We start from the raw sequence: 21,557 nt of genomic DNA, 5'->3' as shown, positions 1-21,557 counted from the left end.
CAAGGAGAACTATGACTGAGATCATCTCTGCGCCCGCCGTGTCCACGACACAGTCCGGGGCTCCCGTCACTTCCGACGCCCACTCCAAGTCCGTCGGCGCCGACGGCGCGATCATCCTGACCGATCACTACCTGATCGAGAAGCTCGCGCAGTTCAACCGCGAGCGCGTCCCGGAGCGCGTCGTGCACGCCAAGGGCGGCGGCGCCTTCGGTACCTTCAAGACCACCGAGGACGTCTCGAAGTTCACCAAGGCCGCACTGTTCCAGCCCGGCGTTGAGACGGACATGCTCATCCGCTTCTCCTCCGTTGCCGGCGAGGCAGGCTCCCCCGACACCTGGCGCGACCCCCGCGGTTTCGCCGTGAAGTTCTACACCACCGAGGGCAACTACGACCTCGTCGGCAACAACACTCCGGTGTTCTTCATCCGCGACGGCATCAAGTTCCCGGACTTCATCCACTCCCAGAAGCGCCTCCCCGGCACCCACCTGCGCGACGCCGACATGCAGTGGGACTTCTGGACCCTCTCCCCCGAGTCCGCCCACCAGGTCACCTGGCTCATGGGTGACCGCGGCCTGCCGGCCTCCTGGCGTGAAATGCAGGGCTACGGCTCGCACACCTACCAGTGGATCAACGCCGAGGGTGAGCGGTTCTGGGTCAAGTACCACTTCAAGTCCAACCAGGGCGTCAAGTCCATGACCGGCGACGAGGCCGAGGCCCTTGCCGGCGCCGACGGCGACTTCTACATCCGCGACCTCCAGGAAAACATTGCCGCCGGCAACTTCCCCTCCTGGGACCTCCACGTCCAGGTCATGCCGTACGAGGACGCCAAGACGTACCGCTTCAACCCCTTCGACCTCACCAAGGTGTGGCCGCACGCGGACTACCCGCTGGTCAAGGTCGGCACCATGGAGCTGAACAAGAACCCGGAGAACTACTTCGCGCAGATCGAGCAGGCCACCTTCGCGCCGTCGAACTTCGTGCCGGGCATCGCCGCCTCCCCGGACAAGATGCTGCAGGCCCGCATCTTCTCCTACGCGGACGCGCACCGCTACCGCGTCGGCACCAACCACGCCCAGCTCCCGGTGAACCTGCCCAAGAGCCAGGTCAACAACTACAGCCAGGACGGCGCCGGGCGTTACCACTTCAACGCCCCGTCCGTTCCGGTGTACGCACCGAACTCCGTGGGCGGCCCGGCTGCCGTTGAGCCCGGCGTTGCGGGCGGCGGCTGGGAGAACGACGGCGAGCTCACGCTCTCCGCGCACTCCCTGCACGCAGAGGACGGCGACTTCGGCCAGGCCGGCACGCTGTACCGCGAGGTGTACAACGACGGCGAGAAGGCCCGCCTGCTGGAGACCGTCACCGGCGCCGTCAGCGGCGTCAAGAACGCCAGCATCAAGGAACGCGCCATCGCGTACTGGACCAACGTCGACGTCGAATTCGGCGCCAAGCTGCGCGCCAACCTCGGTGCCGGCCAGGTTGAGTCCGACGCCGAGGCCGCCAACAAGGTCTGATGGTTGCATGGAACGTTGCCTGACGGCTGGCCTTGACGGCCGCCTGGGCGGCCGGTGACCGGCATTCGGTGACCGCTGGAGCCAACAAAACGCCCCGCCACGGACTCCCGTGGCGGGGCGTTTTGCGGTTATCCACATGGGTGCGCGTGCCCCTCGCCACCGTGTGCCGCGGCTCCGTAGGATTTGGGCATGACCGCATTCGCTGGCACTCCATTCGCAGGCATTCCAAGTGACGCCTTCCGGTTCTATGCCGATCTTGAACAGAACAACAACCGGGACTGGTGGCTCGAACACAAGCCGGTCTACGAGGCCGCGGTGAAGGGGCCGCTGACCCAGCTGCTGGCCGAGCTCGAGCCACGCTTCGGACCGGCCAAGCTCTTTCGCCCCAACCGGGATGTGCGGTTCTCGCCGGACAAATCACCCTATAAGACCGCGCAGGGGGCCTTCGCGGCGGTGGGCGAAGGCGTGGGCTTCTATATCCAGCTCAGCGCCGACGGCCTCCTGATCGGCGGCGGCTGCCACACCCACACTCCGGCCCAGCTGGCACGCTTTCGCGGTGCCGTGGACGATCCCGACAGCGGCGATGCCCTGCAGGCGATCGTGCGGAAGGTCGAGACGGCAGGGTTCGCGGTGGAGGGCGAACGGCTAAAGACGGTGCCGCGGGGCTTCGACAAGGACCATCCCCGGGCGGAGCTGCTCAAGCACAAATCCCTCACGGCCGGCGTCAACGTGGGCCAGCCCGGCTGGCTTGCCGGTCCCGGGGCGGTGGAGGAAGTGGCACAGCGCTGGGACCAACTGCGCCCCCTCGTGGAGTGGGAGGGCAGCTACGCTGCTCCCTGAGGTTCTGCTCAGATGTGCTGGCCGTCGGTGGCGAGGCGCCTGTCGAGGTTGTTGAAGAAGACCAGCATCATCAGCTCAAAGGCCTTGGTGGCTTCCTCTGGCTGGTTGTTGACGACGAAATCGAACTGCAGCCCGTAGAACGCGGCCGTGAACAGGCGGGCGTCGGTGTCGGCGAATTCCGGCTGGATGCCCTGGATGACCAGCCAGTCCCGGGCCTTCTCGTGCAACATCCGGAAGTGCTCCTGCGCTGTGCCGCGCGGCACCGCCGCCACAATGTCCTGCGCCGTGGCCTCAAATTCAAGCCGGGCCAGGTGCCGGTTGCGCTGCGCCATGGTCCACTGCCAGGACTCAAGCAGAAAGGCCCGCCACGCGTCCCGGTCGATGTCCCTGACGTCGGTGGCGCGGATGCTGTCCAGCCGGGATTCGATGCCGCGGATGATCTCGTTGATCAGCTGTTCGCGGTGCCCGAAGTGGTAGACCAGGACGTAGCTGCTGACACCCAGCCCGTCGGCCAGACCGCGAAACGTCAGCTCCGCCAGGGTCTTGTCCATGAGGTAGTCGAGAATTGCCGACAGCAACTCTGATTTGCGTTCCGGTCTTGCTGGGCGGGCCATGTGTCCATCTTAGGGAGCGCCGCCCTGACGGAGCGGCGCCCGAACGCCGAAGTCGCCGGAGCCGTGCGGTTACGCCGGAAATTTCCGGCGAATTCGCACGGCTCCGGCGACTTCGATGCGGGGGGCCGACCGCTCCCTTCTCAGGAGCGGGTGAGCGCGTCCTCGTTGTCCTCCGCGGGCGCTCCGGCCGCGCTGGCCGTGCCGTTCACCGAGGCGCGGGCCTCCGCGAACTTTTCATTCAGCCTGGAGTGGCGCTGGCCGTAGGCGAAGTAGATCGCAATACCGATCACGAGCCAGATGGCGAAGAAGATCCAGGTTTCCACGGCCAGGTTCGTCATGAGGTACAGGCACAGGACCGCAGAGACGACCGGGAGCACCTTGCCGAACGGGACGCGGAAGGCCGGCTTCAGGTCCGGGCGCTTCTTGCGCAGCACCAGGATGCCAAGGCTCACCATCACGAAGGCGGACAGGGTCCCGATGTTGATCATTTCCTCGAGCAGGTCCACGTTGGTCAGGCCGGCGACGAGCGCCACTCCGGCGCCGCAGATGATCTGCAGGCGGGCCGGCGTCCCCCGCACCGAGCTGGTCTTGGACAGGGAGCGCGGAAGCAGGCCGTCGCGGCTCATCGCGAGCACCACGCGCGAGAGGCCCATGAGCAGCACCATGATCACGGTGGTCAGGCCCACGAGGGAACCAAAGGCAATGACCTTGGCGGCGTCGGTGTTGCCGACCGCCTCGAAGGCGGTGGTGAGCGTCGGGTTCTTGGCCTCAGCCAGCTGGGTGTAGGAGACCATGCCGGTCAACGCCAGCGACACCAGGATGTACAGGACGGTAACGATTGCCAGGCCGCCGAAGATGCCGCGGGGCAGCGTCTTCTGCGGGTTCTTGACCTCTTCGGCCGAGGTGGCGACGACGTCGAAGCCGATGAAGGCGAAGAAGACCAGGGCGGCGCCGGCGAAGATACCGAGGGTTCCATACTGGGCCGGGGCGGCGCCGGTCAGGAAGCCGAAGAACGACTGCTTGAGGACATCCGCGGTTCCGGTGCCTCCGGTCGGCTCGGAGGCCGGGACGAACGGGGCGTAGTTCTCGAACTTCACGTACGTGAAGCCGACGACGATCACGAAGAGGACCACCGCGATCTTGATGAGCGTGAAGATGTTGCCGACGCGGGCGGAGAGCTTGGTCCCGAGGACCAGCAGCACGGTGAAGATGGCAACGATCAGGAAGGCGCCCCAGTAGAGGTCGACGCCGCCCAGGGAGATCGACGGCGGAATGTCCACGCCCATGAGCGCAAAGACTTTGCTGAGGTAGATGCCCCAGTACTTCGCAATCACGGCGCCGGCAGTGAAGAGTTCGAGGATCAGGTTCCAGCCGATGATCCACGCCAGGATCTCACCCATGGTCGCGTAGGTGAAGACGTAGGCGGAGCCTGCCACCGGAATGGCCGTGGCGAACTCGGCGTAGCACATGATGGCGAGCGCGCAGGTGACGGCGGCGATCGCGAAGGAGATGGTGACGGCGGGGCCGGCAAAGTTCGCGGCGGCCTTGGCGCCGACCGAGAAGATCCCGGCGCCCACGGCAACCGCGACCCCCATGATCATGAGGTCCCACGTGCTTAGCGTGCGCTTCAGCTTGCGTCCGGGTTCATCGGCGTCGGACATGGACTGCTCGATGGATTTGGTCCGGAAAAGGTTCATTAGGAAAGTCCGCAATCTCGATAACTGGGGTGGAAACAGACCTATCCATCTTAGAGTCCATCCACTGGACGGCCATTTTTATCCCACATAGTGAGACGCAAAAGCGGGCCGTGCAGGTTTATCCTGCACGGCCCGCTTGCGCGCAGCTGCTCCGTTTCAGACCATCCAGGCCGCCTAGACCGGCCAGTTTTCCATCAGCGTCGAGCGGATCAGGAACCGCTTGCCTTCCGGCGCTTCTACCGAGAAACCACTCCCCCGGCCAGGAACGACGTCGACAGTCAGGTGCGTGTGGCTCCAGTAGTTGAACTGCTCCCGCGACATCCAGAATTCCAGCGGCTGGGGCCGCAGCCCGTCGGAAATGTCGAACAGGCCGAGCAATACGTCCGAGTCCCCCGTGATGAACTCCCCGGCGGGATAGCACATTGGCGAGGAACCGTCGCAGCAGCCGCCGGACTGATGGAACATCAGCGGTCCGTGCTGCACCCACATTTTGAGCAGCAGTTCCACCGCCTCTGGGGTGAGAGCCACCCGGGAGAAGTCCTCCCCGGGGAGGGTCACGGCGGCGTCGAGCTTTGTCGCTGGCATCAGAGTCCGTCCTTCATCAGTACTTGATGACCACTCGGCCGTCGATCTTGGCGTGCTTCATCTCGTCAAGAACGGCGTTGACCTCGGAGAGTTCCCTCGTGGAGACCGTGGGGTGGATCTTGCCCTGGGCGTAGAACTCGAGCGCTTCCTCCAGGTCCTGCCGGGTGCCCACGATGGAGCCGCGGACCGTCAGGCCCTTGAGCACAATCTCGAAGATCGGCGCCGGGAAGTCCCCCGGCGGCAGCCCGTTGAACACGATCGTTCCGCCGCGCCGCGCCATCCCGATGGCCTGCCCGAATGCTGACGGGTGCACTGCCGTGACCAGGACTCCATGGCAACCTCCGGTTTCGCGCTGAATAACTTCGGCCGGATCCTCGTGCAGGGCGTTGACCGTCAGCTCGGCGCCGTGTTTCTTGGCCAGGGCGAGCTTGTCGTCGGCGATGTCCACAGCCGCGACGCGCAGGCCCATCGCCACGGCGTACTGGACGGCGATGTGGCCGAGGCCGCCGATGCCGGAGATGGTGACCCACTGGCCCGGTTTGGCTTCGGTCATCTTCAGGCCCTTGTAGACGGTCACGCCGGCGCAGAGCACCGGAGCCACCTCGACGGGGTCCGAGCCGGCCGGGATCCTGGCCGCGAAGCGGGTGTCGACCAGCATGTATTCGCCGAAGGAACCGTCGACGCTGTAGCCGGCGTTCTGCTGGGCCTCGCACAGGGTCTCCCAGCCGGTGCGGCAGTACTGGCAGTCGCCGCAGGCGGACCAGAGCCACGCATTGCCGACGAGGTCGCCGATGGCCAGGTCCGTGACGCCCTCACCGAGGGCGACGACCTCGCCGACGCCTTCGTGGCCGGGAATGAACGGCGGGGACGGCTTGACCGGCCAGTCGCCCTCCGCGGCGTGCAGGTCGGTGTGGCAGACGCCGGTGGTCAGCACCTTGACGAGTGCCTCACCGCGGCCCGGCACGGGAACGGGGAGGGTCTGGATCTGGAGGTCCTTGCCGAATTCGGTAACTACCGCGGCTTGCATTGTCGTCGTCGTCATTGTCGTCGTCATGGCGAAATCCTTGCGTCATCAAACTTGGGTGTGGCTAAAGGGCGTGTGCAGTGAGCCGGCGTCCCTCCGTGTAGGTGCACAAGTGGTGCGGGCGGGGCGGATCATGCGCGATCCGCCCCGCCCGGGTCAGTGCGGCTTAGAAGAAGCCGAGCTTGTTCTCGTTGTAGCTGACCAGGAGGTTCTTGGTCTGCTGGTAGTGGTCCAGCATCATCGAGTGGTTCTCGCGGCCGATGCCGGAGGACTTGTATCCGCCGAACGCGGCCCCTGCCGGGTAGGCGTGGTAGTTGTTGACCCACACGCGGCCGGCCTGGATCTCGCGGCCGGCGCGGTAGGCGACGTTGCCATTGCGGGACCAGACGCCGGCACCGAGGCCGTACAGGGTGTCGTTGGCGATGCCCATGGCGTCGTTGTAGTCGCTGAAGCGGGTCACGGAAACAACCGGGCCGAAGATTTCCTCCTGGAAGATCCGCATCTTGTTGTGGCCCTCGAAAATGGTGGGCTGGACGTAGTAGCCGCCGGCCAGGTCTCCGGGCATTTCGGCCCGGGCACCGCCGGTGAGCACCTTGGCGCCCTCCTGCTTTCCGATGTCAATGTAGGAGAGGATCTTTTCCAGCTGGTCGTTGGAGGCCTGGGCACCGAGCTGGGTTTCGGTGTCCAGCGGGTTGCCCTGGATGATTTTCTCCACCCGGGCCACGGCGTCGGCCATGAAGGATTCGTAGATGTCTTCCTGGATCAGGGCGCGCGACGGGCAGGTGCAGACTTCACCCTGGTTGAAGGCGAAGAGCGTGAAGCCCTCCTGGGCCTTGTCGTAGAACGCGTCATTGGTGTCCGCGACGTCGTTGAAGAAGATGTTCGGGCTCTTGCCGCCAAGCTCCAGCGTGACCGGAATCAGGTTCTGGCTGGCGTACTGGCTGATCAGGCGGCCCGTGGAGGTTTCGCCGGTGAAGGCGATCTTGCGGATGCGGGGGCTGGAGGCCAGTGGCTTGCCGGCCTCGACGCCGAAGCCGTTGACCACATTGAGGACACCGGCCGGCAGCAGGTCGCCGATGAGTTCCATCAGCACCAGGATCGAAGACGGCGTCTGCTCGGCCGGCTTCAGGACGACGGCGTTGCCGGCGGCGAGGGCCGGGGCGAGCTTCCAGACGGCCATGAGGATCGGGAAGTTCCAGGGGATGATCTGGCCGACGACGCCGAGCGGCTCGTGGTAGTGGTAAGCGGTGGTGTCGTCGTCGAGCTGGGACAGCCGGCCCTCCTGGGCGCGGACGGCGGAGGCGAAGTAGCGGAAATGGTCGGCGGCGAGCGGAATGTCGGCGTTGAGGGTCTCGCGGATCGGCTTGCCGTTGTCCCAGGACTCGGCGACGGCGAGCATCTCGGTGTTCTCATCGATCCGGTCGGCAATCTTATTCAGGATCGCGGCACGCTCGGCCACGGAGGTCTTGCCCCAGGACGGTGCAATCTTGTGGGCGGCATCCAGCGCCAGTTCGATGTCCTCGGCGGTGCCGCGGGCCACCTCGCAGAAAGCCTTGCCGGTCACCGGGGTGATGTTCTCGAAGTACTGTCCCTTGACCGGCGCAACCCACTCGCCGCCGATCCAGTTTTCGTAGCGGTCCTTGAAGGTGACCTTCGAGCCCTCGGTTCCGGGCTGGGCGTAAACAGTCATTGCTAGCTCCTTTGCTGTGCAAGATGGGGGGCTGCAAGGCGCTTCCGGCCCCCGTTGCACCCAGCGTAGGCGCGTGAAGGTTGCAGTCAGGTTGCAACCGGAGTGAGCCAGGTCACTGGCGGGGCATTCCGGCGGTCCGCGACGGTCAGGCGCTTAGCTCGCGGTCCAGCCGTTCCAGATCGGCGACGACGGCGGCGCGCTTGGGCGAGCGCGGCGCCAGCAGCTTCAGCGCGGCGATGCGGACGTCGACGTCGTCCTTTGCTTCGGGCAGCGCGGCGTATTTCAGGAGCGATTCCGCGCTGCCGTCCGTCAACAGTGCCTCGCGCATCAGCGCGGAGACCCTGGCCCGCAGCTCCACGATGCCGGGGGCCTCGGAGCGGGGCAGCACGGCGCCGCGGTAGATTTCCAGCGCTATCCGGTGGGCGCCGCGCTGCAGGCAGTCCAGCACCTGTCCGGCGTCGGGGACCAGGTCCAGCGGCAGCCGGTAGGGGCGTGATTGCGGCACGGCATCGGGGTTGAGCTGCTGAAGTACCTTGCGCAGCCGCACCATCTCGGCGCGCAGCGTCATGGTGGAGGCGTCCCCGGGGTACAGGAGGGCGCAAAGCTCCTCGGCATTCAGCCCCGCCGGGTGGGTGCTGAGCAGGGCCAGGATCTCGCTGTGCCGGGCGGACATGGCCACGGTGCGGCCGTCAATGCTGAGCAGGGCCTGGTCGCGGCCGAGCAACTGGAGGCTGTTGCGGTAGAGGCTGCTGGCGCCCGGTCCCCCGGCCGTTTTCGGCGTCGAGTTCCGCCGCCTGGACGGCGAGGACTGGCCGGCGGCGGCCAGCTGCAGCCGCTCGACCCGCAGATGCGCCTGGGCCGCGGCGACCGTCGCCTCTACCAGCGACAACGTATGCGGGGCCACGGCCGACTCCGTGCCGGTGATGTCCACGACCCCCAGCAGGGCGCCGGAATCCGGGTCGTGGAACGGCACCGCCGTACAGCTCCACGGATGCACGGAGCGCTTGTAGTGCTCGGCGCCGGAGATCTGGATTCCCCGGCCCAGGGCCAGCGCGGTGCCGGGGGCGCTGGTGCCGACCGTCGCCTCGGACCAGTCGGCGCCCGGGACGAACATCATGCCCTCGGCCCGGCGCTGCAGGGCGGCGTCCCCTTCCACCCAGAGGAGCCTGCCGACCTCGTCACCCACGGCTACCAGCATTCCGCTGTCGTGGCTGGGCAGGACCAGGAGCTTGTGGATCACGGGCATGATGGCGGCCAGGGGGTGCTGGCGGCGGTATTCTTCGAGTTCCTCGCGGTCCATGGCCAGCGGCGCCTCGGGGTTGTCCGGGTTGGCCTGCAGCCGGACGGAGCGCTGCCACGATTCCTGAATCAGGGTGCTGATCCCGGGCAACTGCAGGCCCTCGGAGAACGCCATTCCACGGGAATCCAGCTGCTCATGGCCCGCGCTGGCATATTGCTGGCGCAGCGCTGCGGTGACTCCGCCTGCCGGCGGCAACAGTGCTGCGGGATGGACCAGTTTCCTCATTGAACTCCCACCGGACGGGCTCGACGGCGTGCCGAAGGCCGCCTCGTCCGGCCCAGTCTAGTTCCGCGCGGGGCGTTTGGAAACGCACCGGCCTGCCGCCTCAGGCTGTCACAGCCTAGCCGCGGGAAATCTCGATCATGTCCTCGCGCGGCACCACCTTGATGCGCTCCCGTTCGATGCCGTTGGCGGACTCCGCCGCGGACCACTCGGCGCCGAGGGCGAGCTCGTGGGCATCGAGCTTGATCCACCCTTCCCACGTGGTGTACTCGATGCCGCGCTCCTGGAGCAGGTCGATGATGGCCTGCGGGTCCGGGTTCTGCGCCGGCGGCAGCGTCAGCCGGTCCTCCAGCAGGAAGCCGATGGTCTCCAGCGCGTCGCCCTTGGTGTGGCCGATCAGCCCGACGGGGCCGCGCTTGATCCAGCCCGTGGCGTAGATTCCGGGCACGGGGTTGCCCTCGGCGTCGAGCACGCGGCCGCCTTCGTTCGGGACGACGCCGCGGCGGGCATCGTATTCCAGCTCATCCAGCGGCGAACCGTGGTAGCCGATCGCGCGGTAGACGGCCTGGACCGGGTAGTCGAGGAACTCACCGGTGCCCTTGACGTTCCCGGTGCCGTCCAGCTGCATGCGTTCGAACTTGATGCCGGCGACCTTGCCGGGGTTCGCGGCGTCGTCTGTTGTTCCATAGATTTCGACGGGGCTGTGCAGGAAGTGCAGGTGCAGCCGGCGCGAGGACGGTTCCTCGGCCTCGGCGTGCTCCTCGACGAGCCAGTTCGTGAGGGTGTTGACCATGGTCCGGATCTGGTTGTTGCTGCGAATGGCCTCGTCCGAAGCCTCGTCGAATTCGAAGTCCTCTGGATACAGGACGATGTCCACGTCCTTGGCGTGACTGAGTTCGCGCAGCTCCAGCGGCGTGAACTTCACCTGGGCCGGGCCGCGGCGGCCAAACACGTGGACGTCGGTGACCGGCGAATCCTTGAGCGCCCGGTAGACGTTGTCCGGGATTTCGGTGACCAGGAGTTCATCGGCGTGCTTGACCAGCATGCGGGCCACGTCGAGGGCCACATTCCCGTTGCCGATCACCGCAATCTCCTTGGCCTCCAGCGGCCAGTCCCGCGGCACGTCCGGGTGGCCGTCGTACCAGGAGACGAAGTCGGCCCCGCCGAAGGATCCCTCCAGGCCGATCCCGGGAATATCCAGGTCCGCGTCCTTGATGGCGCCGGTGGAGAAGATGACGGCGTCGTAGAACGCGCGGAAGTCATGCAGCGTCAGGTCCCGGCCATAGGTGACGTTGCCGAGGAACCGGATGTCGCCGCGGTCCAGGACCTTGTGGAGCGCGTTGACAATGCCCTTGATCCGCGGATGGTCGGGAGCCACTCCGTAGCGGATGAGGCCGTAGGGCGCCGGATACGCCTCGAAGAGGTCGATGCTGACCTGGAAGTCGCCGTCCTTGACCTCATTGGACTTCGTCAGGATGTCCGCGGCGTAGACACCGGCCGGGCCGGCGCCAACAATCGCGACACGGAGGGGACGAGAGGATGTGGATTCGGCCGAGTTGGACACCGGGAGCCCTTCTGAGTCTTAGGGACAGCGCCAGTAGATACAGCGCACAGGCCCCCATTCTAAATGTGACCGGCCCGCTCGCGCTCCGATTGGCAGGAATAGGCGCCGCGCAGGTGGTGTTATTGGTCTTGTGTCTAAGCCCGAAGGATCCTTGTCCCCCGCCCCATTGACAGCGCCGGCCGGCCCGGCCGCTGGGCCGGCGCCGGCCCGGCCGGGCGGACCGGCACCGGTGGACAAGGACACGACGGCGGGAATCCTGTTCGGTATCGGCGCCTACGGGCTCTGGGGGCTGCTGCCCCTGTACTTCTACGTCCTGCATCCGGCCGGTGCGGTCGAAATCGTCGCCAACCGGGTGGTCTGGTCCCTCCTGTTCTGCGTCCTGCTCATAACCGTCACACGGTCCTGGCGGGTGCTGGCTGCTGCTTTCCGGGACCGCACGGTGATTGGGCCGCTGTCCATCGCCGCTGCCCTGATCGCGGTGAACTGGCTGACGTACACCTACGGCGTGACCACCGGCCAGGCCGTCGAGGCCTCCCTGGGCTACTTCATCAACCCGCTGGTCTCCGTATTGCTGGGGGTCTTCGTCCTGAAGGAGAAGCTGCGGCCGCTGCAGTGGGCCGCCGTCGGCATCGGCTTCGTGGCCGTCGGGGTGCTGACGGTCTCCTACGGCAAGCTCCCCTGGATAGCACTGACACTCGCGCTGAGCTTTGGCCTGTACGGATTCGTCAAGAAGCGCGTGGGCCCGCGGGCGGAGGCGATCACAAGCCTCACCGTGGAGACGATCGTCCTGGCGCCCGTAGCTGCGGCCACCATGATCTTCCTCGCGGTCAGCGGGTCGGCAACTCTGGCCGGAAACGGTGCGGGCCATTTCTGGCTGCTGGTGGCGTCGGGCGTCATCACCGCGGTGCCCCTGCTGTTCTTCGGCGCGTCCGCCCGCCGTCTGCCGATGATCACGATCGGGCTGCTGCAGTACTTCGCGCCCGTCCTGCAGTTCATAGTGGCGCTCGTCGTGTTCAAGGAAACCATGACACCTGACCGGTGGGCCGGTTTCGGCGTCGTCTGGCTGGCGCTGCTGGTACTGACCGTGGACATGCTGCACACGGCCCGGAAGAACTCCGTGACCCGGAAACGGGCCCGCGCCGCCGCCTAGCACTACCGCCCCGGCGGGTTGGCGGCCTGCTTGCCCCTGCCGCCGTGCGTTAGTGTCATCATGAAGGGGATATGTCGGGGCGAAATTGAGGATTGCTGGTGCCACAAGAGGATCGTGAAACTCAGGGCGGGCGCGACATCTCGTCCCTGGACTTCGACAGCAACGGCATCTTGCGCCTTCAGTGGGCCCGCGGCGTGGTGATTGATGCCCCCAACGCCCAGCTGGCCATGGATCGTGTCAATGAGTTGTGCGACGGCCGGCCCACGCCGCTGCTGATCGACATGGCCACCACGGAGTCCGTCAGCCGGGCCGCCCGGGCCGTGTTCGCCAAGCACTGCGACGCCTCGGCAATCGCGCTCCTCGGCTCCTCCGCCGTAGACCGGGTCCTCGCCAACTTCTTCCTCGGCGTCAATTCCGCGCCGGTTCCGACACGCTTTTTCACCAACGGTGAAGAGGCGGTCCGCTGGCTGACCTCGCAGGGCCATGACGGGGCGTGATGATGACCGCCGCCTCGAGGACCTCGTGGACGGCATCGTCGTACTGTCCTCGGGCGATCTGTCGAACCGGCTGCCGGTCTCACCGGCCCGGGACGGGATAGACGCAGTCACCACCGGCATCAACCTCCTGGCCGAAGAGCTTCAGAGCATGTACGAGGACCTGGAAGTCCGGGTCGCCGAGCGGACCGCGCTCCTGGAGGCGGCCAAAGCCGAACTCCGGCGCGTCATCAACACCGATGAGCTGACCGGCCTGGCCAGCCGCTCGCTGCTGCAGGAAAAAGTGGCCGAAGCCGTTGCCGGGGCCGGCACGGGACGCCAGCCGGCCCTGATCCTGATGGACCTTGATTCCTTCCGGCTCATCAACGACAGCCTCGGCCACGCCGCCGGGGACGCCGTGCTGCGCGAGACGGCCCTGCGGCTTAGCGCCGCGGCCGGACCGGGCCACTTGATCGCGCGCCTCAGCGGCGATGAATTCGCGGTGCTCGTCGCGGACCAGGACACGGAGTCCGTGCTGCAGACCGCTGCCCGGCTCGGCGAATCACTGAAGGACAGAATCGTTGCCGGCGGTGTGGCGGTCGCCCTCACGGCCGGCACCGGTGTCCGGCTGGGGGAACCGGGCCTGCGAAGCGAGGAACTCATCCGCGATGCCGACATCGCCATGCACGAGGCCAAGAAACGCGGCAGGGACACCCTCCTGGTGTTTTCCGCGGCCATGCACGAGGCCGCCAAGCAGCGGGTCCACCAGGTGGCGGAGCTGCGGACGGCACTGGCGATGGACCAGCTCGAGCTGGAGTACCAGCCCATCATGGACCTGCGCACCGGAGCGATCGCCGGCGCCGAGGCCCTGATCCGCTGGCGCCACCCCGCCTTGGGCCTGCTGGGGCCGGATACCTTCCTCGACGCCGCCGACGAGGCCGGGCTCACCGTGGAAATCGGCCACTGGGTGCTCCGGAACGCCATCGCACAAACCGGCCGCTGGAAGTCAGATCCGGGGCTTTCCGCGGACTTCAGCACGCACATCAACCTCTCCCCCGCGGACCTGCACCACGTCGATCTGGCACCCTACGTCGAAGGCCTGCTGGCCCAGCACGGCGTCGAGCCCCGCCATATTTCGATCGAAATCACCGAAACCGCGATCATGCGCGGCGGCCCCGAGGTGGCCGCCACCATGCAGTCACTCAATGACCTCGGCGTCCGGATCGAGATCGACGACTTCGGCACCGGCTATTCCTCCATCAGCTACCTGCGCACGCTCCCCGCCGCGCAGGCGAAGATCGATAAGTCCCTGCTCGACGGGCTGACCACGGACCGGCAGCAGGAAACCTTCGTCGCCGCCATCCTGCAGCTGATCCATTCGGCCGGGCTGGGCGCCGTCGCCGAAGGCATCGAGGACAGGGAGCAAGCCAACAGGCTGCGGCAGCTGAACTGCGAATTCGGCCAGGGCTATTTCTTCAGCCGCCCGCTCCCGGTGGCGGACATGACGGACCTGCTCGGGCACAGAGACGGCGCGGTCGCGTGAGCGTTCCGGCGGGCAGACGCAAGACAGGAAAACGCGTGCACAGGGTGGCAGACACTGTCCGGCTCGCAGCCAGGGTTGCCGTGCTCTCCCTGCACCGTCCCAGCCGCCCGGACCGGCGCTGGGATGCCTTCTGGCGCGGCGTGTCCCAGGGGTCCCTCCGGGAACCGGTCATCTGGGACGCCGCCCCGGGCGCCGGGAACGAAGAGATCCGGCACCACCTGCAGGTGATGGCCGGCGCGATGGACACCAGCCTTCCGGTGATCGATCTCGGCTGCGGGAACGGCACCATCACACGGCGACTCACCGCCATCTTCGCCTCGGTCCTCGGCGTCGACGTCTCACCCCAAGCCGTGGCAGCCGCGCATTCCGCGCAGCCGCAGGTCGCGGGCCTCAGTTTCCGGAGCCTGGATGCCACGCAGCCGGCCGCGGCGGCTGCGCTGGCGCGCGAACTCGGCGACGCCAACGTCTTTGTCCGCGGCGTGCTCCATGTCCTCAGCCGGCGTCGGCAGGCACGCCTCGCAGGCTCCATCGAAGCGCTCCTGGGCACCCGGGGCAGGATCTACCTCGTCGAAACGAACGTCCCGGGCGGCGCCCTGAGCTACCTGAGGGAACTCGGCGCCACCGGCAAGCGGATCCCGGGACCGCTCCGCCAGGCCATTGCCTCGTTGCCGAAACCGGGCCACTTCGGTGCCGGGCAACGCTCCCGCGTGTTTCCCCCGGACTGCTGGACCCTCATCGCGGAGGGACCCACCGTCCTGAAGACGGTGCCGATGGAGGCCGGTGGACCGCCCAGCAACATTCCCGCGTATTGGGCGGTCCTGGCCCCGGGGCCTCAGACCTCCGGGAAGGCATCCACCCGCTGGTAGTCGCGCGGGACCACGACCATGGGAACGGGGAGCGCCCGCAGCACCTTGAAAGCCGTGCTGCCAATGAACAGTTTGTGCTTCTCCGCCAGGCGGGAGGACCCGACGATCATGACCTCGCCGTCGTCCCATTCCAGGTCATCGATCGCTTCCTCGATCGTGCGGCCGTGGGCGACCTCCACGCTGACGTGGTGGCCCTCCGGCAGACGGTGCGCGGCGGCAGCGAGGACGGTGTTGGCGTGGATGTGGGCGGCGTTGACGTTCTCCCCGCCGTCCCCCTCGACGTCCAGTTCCACGAGGGAAACCAGCCGAAGCGGCACCCCGCGGCGCTCGGCGGATTCGATCGCGACGTCGATCGCCGCCTCCGCTCCGACGCGCTGGCCCACCGCGAGGGTCAGACGCGTGATGGCTTCGGTATGGCGGTAGCCGCGCGGCGCCAGTGCCACCGGAACCGGGGCAGCGTGCAGCAGGGCGTTGGCCACGTTGCCCACGGTATGGCGCTTGAACAGGCCGCTGCTGGCGGCACCCACCACGATCAAGCCTGCCCTGTACTCGAGTGCGGCCTCAATGAGGCCGGCCGCGAACGATTCTGCCTGTCGGACATGGAAGTGCGCCTCCAGCCCCTCAGGGACCAGTTCCATTCCCTGGCGTTCCGCTGAGCGGATCTGCTGCTCCGCGGCGCTGACCTGGTTTCCTTCCGGATTCATCGCCACATAGGGCGTGTGCCGATCCACCACATAGACCAGGTCGAGATGCGCTCCCTGCGCGCGGGCCATGGCTGAGGCCAGGGCAACGGCGTCCGCACCACGTTCGGTGGGTGTATAGCCGACTACGTATCGCATGTATGAACCCCTTTTGGGTCTGGGGCAGATGCCAGCTGCGCCCCGGGGGTTCCGGGCGACGTCGGCCGGTCTGCGTTCCTGCAGTGGATAGGAACGACTCTAGTCCAGCGGAACCTCAAAAAGGTGGTGACTTATTACCCTGACCAGCACAATCTTCCGGACCTACGCTGGAATGGTCGAGGGGAGCGCACCATGGACGCCATTCGCAACGGACGGACCCGGACGCGGGCCGCGGGACTGGGAACCCTGACGCTCCTGCTGGTCCTGACTGCCTGCACGCCGCCGGCCCCGCAGCCCTCCGCCGGCAGCCAGCCGCCGTCGCAGTCCCCGACCGCCTCCGCCGGCCCGACCGCCGGCCCGTCGCCGTCGGCAACCGGGGATGCCGACGAAACGGCACCGCCGCAACCAGGCGACAAGGTGATCTCCTCCACGGTCACCCACGACTGGTCCGTGCCGGGGCCAACCACTCCGTTCCATACGGACCACAAGAACCCTGTGCCGATCGCGCCCCCGCCGGCGGCACCGCTGCCGACGCTGGCCGCCATCGGCGCGGGCCAGCACCCCTCCGACGCGCCGCCGTACGACCAGTTGAGCTTCCGGTTCACCGGTGGCTTCCCCAGCTACGACGTCGAAATGGTCCCCGAACTCGTCGACGACGGCAGCGGCCTGCCCATCCCGATGCCGGGCACGGGAACCCTCCTCGAGGTGACCTTCCGCGGGGCCCAGTCACACACCGCGGACGGCACGGCCAGCACCGTGACCAGTGCGCCGCCGCCGGCAATCGGATACCAGGCGCTCACCAGCTACGCGCCGGCCGGGGACTTCGAGGGCGTGCTGAGCTACGGGATCGGCGTCGGCCGTCCGATGGGCACGATTCCGGAAACGAAGGTGCGGGTCACTGAGGTGGAGAAGATCGAGCAGGGCCAGCACCTGTACGTGGTGGCGATCCAGCTGGACGCGACCGCCTGGAAGTAGGACCGGATGCAGGGCCGGAAAAGCCAGGCCGGAAACAGCGGAGGAGCCACGGACAAGGTGTCCGCGGCTCCTCTGCTGTGTCGCCCGTTTTCGGGTAGCGCCGGCTCGCCGGGAAAGGATCGCCTTCCCGGCAGCTCATTGGGCCTTGGGCTAGGCGTTGGCCTTAATGGCCGAGGCCAGGACCCCGAGGCCGTCCAGCAGCAGCTCGTCGCTGATGACCAGCGGCGGCAGCAGCCGGATGACGTTGCCGTAGGTGCCGCAGGTGAGGATGATGACACCCTCCTTGAGGCAGGCTGCGGCGACGGCCTTGGTCAGCTCCGGGTTCGGCTCCCTGGAACCGGCCTGGACGAGTTCAATGGCCAGCATGGCGCCGCGGCCTCGGACGTCACCGATCACCGAACCGTCAGCAAGCTCAGCGGCGAGTTCGCGCAGCTTGCCGAGGGCGATCTCTTCAATGTGCTTGGCGCGGCCGTTGAGGTCGTACTGCTCCATCGAGCCGATCGCCGCCAGCGCTGCTGCGCACGCCACCGGGTTGCCGCCGTAGGTGCCGCCGAGGCCGCCCGGGTGGACGGCGTCGAGGAGATCGGCGCGGCCTGTGATGGCGGAGAGCGGCATGCCGCCGGCGATGCCCTTGGCCATGGTGATGATGTCCGGGACAACACCTTCGTGGTTCACGGCGAACCATTCACCGGTGCGGCAGAAGCCGGACTGGACCTCATCGGCGATGAACACGATGCCCTTGTCCTTGGCCCAGTCCGCCAGCGCGGGCAGGAACCCGTCGGCGGGGACAATGAAGCCGCCTTCGCCCTGGATCGGTTCGATGATGATCGCGGCAACCTGCTCGCCGCCAATCTGCTTCTCGATCATGGTGATGGCGCGCTTGGCGGCCTCGGCACCGGTGATCTCCGGGTTTTCCTCGCGGAACGGGTAGCTCATCGGCATGCGGTAGACCTCGGGCGCGAACGGGCCGAAGTTGGTCTTGTACGGCATGGCCTTGGCGGTCAGCGCCATGGTCAGGTTGGTGCGGCCGTGGTAGGCGTGGTCGAACGCGACGACGGCGTCCCGGCCGGTGGCCAGGCGGGCCACCTTGACGGCGTTTTCGACCGCCTCGGCGCCGGAGTTGAACAGCACCGTGCGCTTTTCGTGGTCGCCCGGGGTGAGGCGGTTCAGCTGCTCGGCAACGGCGACATAGCCCTCGTACGGCGTGACCATGAAGCAGGTGTGGGTGAAGTGCTCCACGGCTTCCTTCACGGCGCCGACGACGGCGGGGTCCGAGGCGCCGACGCTCGTCACGGCGATGCCGGAGCCGAGGTCAATGAAGGAGTTGCCGTCGACGTCGTGGATGATGCCGCCGTCGGCGTCGGCCACGAAGACCGGGACGCTGGACGCGACGCCGGCGGCGACGACCGCCTTGCGGCGTTCGGTCAGGGCGACGGACTTGGGGCCCGGGAAGTCGGCCTGGACGCGGCGCTTCTGCTCGAGCCGGTAGGTGATGTCATGTGCGGTGGTGGTCATGGGAAGGCCTTCCTAAGCGTGCGGTTGAGGCGCGCGAGTTATGCGTCAGGTTGAGTTAGCAGCGTCTGCGTTATGCGTCTGCGTTATGCGTCGAGCGCACTCATGACGTGCTTGATGCGGGTGTAGTCCTCCACGCCGTACATGGACAGGTCCTTGCCGTAGCCGGACTGCTTGAAGCCACCGTGCGGCATTTCGGCGGTGAGGAGAATGTGGGTGTTGATCCAGACGGCGCCGAAGTCGAGGTCGCGGCTCAGGCGCATGGCGGTTCCGTGGTTCGTCGTCCAGACGCTCGAGGCCAGGGCGTATTCCACGTCGTTGGCCAGTTCCACGGCCTCGTCCTCGGTGCTGAACTTCTGCACCGTGATGACCGGGCCGAACGTTTCCTTCTGGACGATGTCATCGCTCTGCTTGGCGCCGGTGACGATGGTGGGCTCGAAGAAGAAGCCCTTCTCGCCCGCACGGTGGCCGCCGGTCTCGATCTTGCAGTTCGCCGGCAGGTGCTCGACGACGGAGGTGACCGCGTTGAAGTGGTTGACGTTGTTCAGCGGGCCGAAGTAGTTGTCTTCGTCGTTCTGCGAGCCGGTGTGCAGGGTCTTGGTGTGCTCCACCATGGCGGCAACGACGTCGTCGTGCACCGAATCCTGGACGAGGACGCGCGTAATGGCCGTGCAGTCCTGGCCGGCGTTGAAGAAGGCGAACTCGGCGATCGCCGCGGCGCTCTTCTTGATGTCGGCGTCGGCGAACACAATGGCCGGGGCCTTGCCGCCGAGTTCCAGGTGGGCGCGCTTGAGTCCCTTGGCGGCACCCGAGGCGACAGCGATGCCGGCGCGGACGGAACCGGTGATGGAGACCAGGCCGGGGACCTTGTGCTCGACCATCATGGCGCCGGTTTCGCCGGTGCCCAGAACAACGTTCAGGACGCCGGCCGGGAAGATCGCACCGGCGAGCCGGGCCAGCACCAGGGTGGACTCGGGGGTGGTGTCCGAGGGCTTGAGGACCACGGTGTTGCCGGCGGCCAGGGCAGGCCCGATCTTCCAGATGGCCATGAGGAACGGGTAGTTCCAGGGGGCCACCTGCGCAACGACGCCGATCGGCTCGCGGCGCACGTAGGAGGTGTGGCCTTCGAAGTACTCGCCGGCGGACTTGCCTTCCATGATGCGGGCGGCGCCTGCGAAGAAGCGCAGCTGGTCGGCGCCCGCGGCCACTTCCTCAGAGGCGATCAGGGAGCGGACCTGGCCGGTGTTGCGGTGCTGGGCCTCCACGAGCTCGTCACTGTTGGCCTCGACGGCATCCGCCAGCTTGAGCAGCATGAGCTGCCGCTGCCCGGGCGTGGTGTGCTTCCAGGTCTTGAACGCGTTCTTGGCTGCCGTCATGGCGGCGTCGACGTCGGCCTGCACCGAGATCGGCGCCTGCGCCACCACGTCACCGTTGGTGGGGTTCACTATGGGCAGCAATCCTGTGCCGGCGGGCGTGACAAACTCGCCGTTGATGAAGTTCTGCAAGGTTTGAACCACGGTGTACAACCTCTTTCTTACTGCCAATGACGGATGTGTGACTGGTCACGAGCCTATGCCAGCAGGCCAAGGCAGGGAATAGGCACCTGCACACCATCCCCGCAGAACTTTAGTGCGCTTGACCAGCACCCGGCTATCCTGAATCCATGGCCATTTCACTCGCAGCCCTACTGGGAGTTCCGTCCCTGAATCTCACCAAGGCCGGACTCGCCGAAACCACCTGGCACCAGGACATTCTTTGGGTGGCCGTCACCGAACAGGAGGATCCGCAGCGGTTCCTCAATGGCGGCGAACTGATCCTGACGACCGGTATGCGGCTCAAAAGTGCCGCGGAGCAGCGCCGGTTTGTGCGTCAGGTCCAGCGGGCAGGCGCGGTGGGCATCGGGTTCGGGGTCGGCCTGACGCACGACGCCGTTCCGCCGGCCCTGATCGCCGAAGCCAACCGGTGGGGCCTGCCGGTGGTGGAAGTGCCCTACGAGACACCGTTCATCGCGATCGGAAAGCTCGTGGCCGACGCCCAGTCCGCGGACCACCTGGTCAAGCTTGAGCGGCTCATCGCCGGGCACCAGATCCTGGCCCGCGCCCTGCTGACGGGCGGCGGCCTGGCCGAGCTCCTGAAACACCTGGGGTCGATGCTGCGCACCGAGATCGTCCTGACCCAGTTCACCGCCCAGCTGTACAACAGCGTTGCGGGCCACCCGGCGCCCAAGGCCGAGGGCTGGGCGTCCTATCCCATCCCCACGGGACGCCGCGATGCCTGCACCCTGTGGGTGAAGCAGCCGTTCGAGGACACGGGCATCGTGGGCTACGCCCAAAACCTGATCAGCGTTGAGCTCAACAACATGGTCAAACAACGGCAGGCGCAGCGGGCGCTGGCGGGCCAGGTCCTCGACGACGTTATCCACGGGACGCTGGAGGCGTCCGAAGCCACCCGCCGTCTGGCCGGCGTCGGCATCAACAGCACCCGCAAGAACGTGGTCCTGCTCGCCGAATCGGCCGCCCACCAGAAGCAGCTGGGCAGCTCTTCGCTGCCCCAGCCGCTGGCCGCGGCGGTCGGCTCCGTCGTCGGGAAGGACCTCGTGGTGGTGGTGGCCGACGACGGCAGCGGCGCGAGCGCCCTTGCCCGCAGCCTCAGCGACCACCTCGCCGAGGCCGGGATCCATGCCACGATCGGCATAGGCGGGGCGTACACCAAGCCCAACGGCCTGCGCTGGAGCTATTTCGAGGCCCGTGACGCGGCCAGCCACGGGCTGCCGGTCAACGAGCCCGAGCGGCTGAGTCTGACCTCGCTGCTGCTCGCGAGCGAGGACGTTCCGCTGGCGGACATGGCCAACGAATCACTGAACCCGCTGCGGGCCTTCGACGCGGCGCACGGCGCCGAACTCATGGCCACGCTGGAAAGCTACCTCGGCAACAACGGCTCGGTGGCGGCCGTTGCCGAGGAACTGACGCTGCACCGCAATACGGTCCGCTACCGGCTGGCGCAGATCACCGAACTCACCGGATACGACCCCGCGCAGACAGCGGACCGGGTGCAGCTCTGGCTCGCGCTCGCGGTGCAGCGGCTCAGCGCCCGGCATCCGCGCTGACCGCGCTTCGAGTCCGGCCCGCAGGCAACGCGGGGTCACTTAGCGC

The 21,557-nt window shown here is 67.1% G+C and carries 18 protein-coding genes; 8 read left to right on the top strand and 10 right to left on the bottom strand.

The window, feature by feature from the left end:
• The first annotated feature begins 11 nt into the window (after positions 1 to 11).
• Entirely contained in the window at positions 12 to 1,511 is a 1,500-nt protein-coding gene (locus tag AC1DNG_RS06775; RefSeq protein ID WP_476886978.1) for a catalase, read from the top strand.
• 189 nt (positions 1,512 to 1,700) lie between these two features.
• On the top strand, positions 1,701 to 2,351 hold the full coding sequence (locus tag AC1DNG_RS06770) for a DUF2461 domain-containing protein (protein ID WP_476886977.1): 651 nt from the start codon (positions 1,701 to 1,703) through the stop codon (positions 2,349 to 2,351).
• A gap of 8 nt (positions 2,352 to 2,359) precedes the next feature.
• Here AC1DNG_RS06770 and AC1DNG_RS06765 read toward each other — a convergent pair whose 3' ends face one another.
• The 7 genes from AC1DNG_RS06765 to AC1DNG_RS06735 form a co-directional block, all read right to left on the bottom strand.
• Entirely contained in the window at positions 2,360 to 2,965 is a 606-nt protein-coding gene (locus tag AC1DNG_RS06765) for a TetR/AcrR family transcriptional regulator (RefSeq protein ID WP_028276965.1), read from the bottom strand.
• A gap of 140 nt (positions 2,966 to 3,105) precedes the next feature.
• On the bottom strand, positions 3,106 to 4,662 hold the full coding sequence (locus tag AC1DNG_RS06760; RefSeq protein ID WP_476851254.1) for an amino acid permease: 1,557 nt from the start codon (positions 4,660 to 4,662) through the stop codon (positions 3,106 to 3,108).
• 174 nt (positions 4,663 to 4,836) lie between these two features.
• Positions 4,837 to 5,247: a DUF779 domain-containing protein gene (locus AC1DNG_RS06755; RefSeq protein WP_223913736.1), complete on the bottom strand. Its 411-nt coding sequence runs from the start codon at positions 5,245 to 5,247 to the stop codon at positions 4,837 to 4,839.
• A 16-nt stretch (positions 5,248 to 5,263) separates the two neighbouring features.
• The gene (gene adhP / locus AC1DNG_RS06750; protein WP_476887063.1) at positions 5,264 to 6,274 is read right to left on the bottom strand and encodes an alcohol dehydrogenase AdhP; all 1,011 of its coding nucleotides are present in this window, start codon (positions 6,272 to 6,274) and stop codon (positions 5,264 to 5,266) included.
• Positions 6,275 to 6,437: 163 nt separating this feature from the next.
• A complete protein-coding gene (gene exaC / locus AC1DNG_RS06745) occupies positions 6,438 to 7,961 on the bottom strand; it encodes an acetaldehyde dehydrogenase ExaC (RefSeq protein WP_230008636.1) in 1,524 nt (507 codons plus the stop codon).
• A 145-nt stretch (positions 7,962 to 8,106) separates the two neighbouring features.
• Positions 8,107 to 9,486 (bottom strand): GAF domain-containing protein, encoded by a 1,380-nt coding sequence (locus tag AC1DNG_RS06740; RefSeq protein ID WP_476851253.1) that lies wholly within the window; start codon positions 9,484 to 9,486, stop codon positions 8,107 to 8,109.
• 115 nt (positions 9,487 to 9,601) lie between these two features.
• The gene (locus AC1DNG_RS06735) at positions 9,602 to 11,047 is read right to left on the bottom strand and encodes an FAD-dependent oxidoreductase (protein WP_230007477.1); all 1,446 of its coding nucleotides are present in this window, start codon (positions 11,045 to 11,047) and stop codon (positions 9,602 to 9,604) included.
• A 130-nt stretch (positions 11,048 to 11,177) separates the two neighbouring features.
• On the opposite strand from AC1DNG_RS06735, the gene rarD reads away from it, so the two are divergent.
• The 4 genes from rarD (at position 11,178) to AC1DNG_RS06715 (ending at position 15,079) form a co-directional block, all read left to right on the top strand.
• Positions 11,178 to 12,197: an EamA family transporter RarD gene (gene rarD, locus AC1DNG_RS06730; RefSeq protein ID WP_476886976.1), complete on the top strand. Its 1,020-nt coding sequence runs from the start codon at positions 11,178 to 11,180 to the stop codon at positions 12,195 to 12,197.
• A 92-nt stretch (positions 12,198 to 12,289) separates the two neighbouring features.
• Positions 12,290 to 12,694 carry a DUF7793 family protein gene (locus AC1DNG_RS06725; protein WP_476886975.1) on the top strand — a complete coding sequence of 135 codons (405 nt, stop codon included), beginning with the start codon at positions 12,290 to 12,292 and terminating at the stop codon, positions 12,692 to 12,694.
• A complete protein-coding gene (locus AC1DNG_RS06720; protein ID WP_223913729.1) occupies positions 12,681 to 14,213 on the top strand; it encodes a putative bifunctional diguanylate cyclase/phosphodiesterase in 1,533 nt (510 codons plus the stop codon). The genes AC1DNG_RS06725 and AC1DNG_RS06720 overlap by 14 nt, the downstream gene beginning before the upstream one ends.
• Positions 14,214 to 14,248: 35 nt before the next feature.
• Positions 14,249 to 15,079 (top strand): class I SAM-dependent methyltransferase, encoded by an 831-nt coding sequence (locus AC1DNG_RS06715; protein WP_230007475.1) that lies wholly within the window; start codon positions 14,249 to 14,251, stop codon positions 15,077 to 15,079.
• Here the strand turns inward: AC1DNG_RS06715 and AC1DNG_RS06710 are convergent.
• Positions 15,046 to 15,918 (bottom strand): universal stress protein, encoded by an 873-nt coding sequence (locus AC1DNG_RS06710; protein ID WP_223913727.1) that lies wholly within the window; start codon positions 15,916 to 15,918, stop codon positions 15,046 to 15,048. The genes AC1DNG_RS06715 and AC1DNG_RS06710 overlap by 34 nt on opposite strands.
• Positions 15,919 to 16,110: 192 nt before the next feature.
• Here AC1DNG_RS06710 and AC1DNG_RS06705 point away from each other — a divergent pair, with 192 nt between their 5' ends.
• On the top strand, positions 16,111 to 16,893 hold the full coding sequence (locus AC1DNG_RS06705) for an AMIN-like domain-containing (lipo)protein (RefSeq protein WP_476886974.1): 783 nt from the start codon (positions 16,111 to 16,113) through the stop codon (positions 16,891 to 16,893).
• A gap of 150 nt (positions 16,894 to 17,043) precedes the next feature.
• Here AC1DNG_RS06705 and gabT read toward each other — a convergent pair whose 3' ends face one another.
• Both gabT and AC1DNG_RS06695 read right to left on the bottom strand, forming a co-directional pair.
• Positions 17,044 to 18,408 carry a 4-aminobutyrate--2-oxoglutarate transaminase gene (gene gabT / locus AC1DNG_RS06700; RefSeq protein ID WP_476886973.1) on the bottom strand — a complete coding sequence of 455 codons (1,365 nt, stop codon included), beginning with the start codon at positions 18,406 to 18,408 and terminating at the stop codon, positions 17,044 to 17,046.
• Positions 18,409 to 18,491: 83 nt separating this feature from the next.
• On the bottom strand, positions 18,492 to 19,922 hold the full coding sequence (locus AC1DNG_RS06695; protein WP_476886972.1) for a gamma-aminobutyraldehyde dehydrogenase: 1,431 nt from the start codon (positions 19,920 to 19,922) through the stop codon (positions 18,492 to 18,494).
• A gap of 146 nt (positions 19,923 to 20,068) precedes the next feature.
• Between AC1DNG_RS06695 and AC1DNG_RS06690 the strand changes: the two genes are divergently transcribed.
• Complete coding sequence (locus AC1DNG_RS06690; protein WP_079550035.1) at positions 20,069 to 21,511, top strand: PucR family transcriptional regulator; 1,443 nt, start codon at positions 20,069 to 20,071, stop codon at positions 21,509 to 21,511.
• Positions 21,512 to 21,557 lie beyond the last annotated feature (46 nt).

The sequence above is a fragment of the Arthrobacter sp. 01T425 genome (assembly GCF_056398725.1).
Note: the sequence above shows the minus strand (reverse complement) of the source record. Positions and strands in the feature narration are given on the sequence as shown.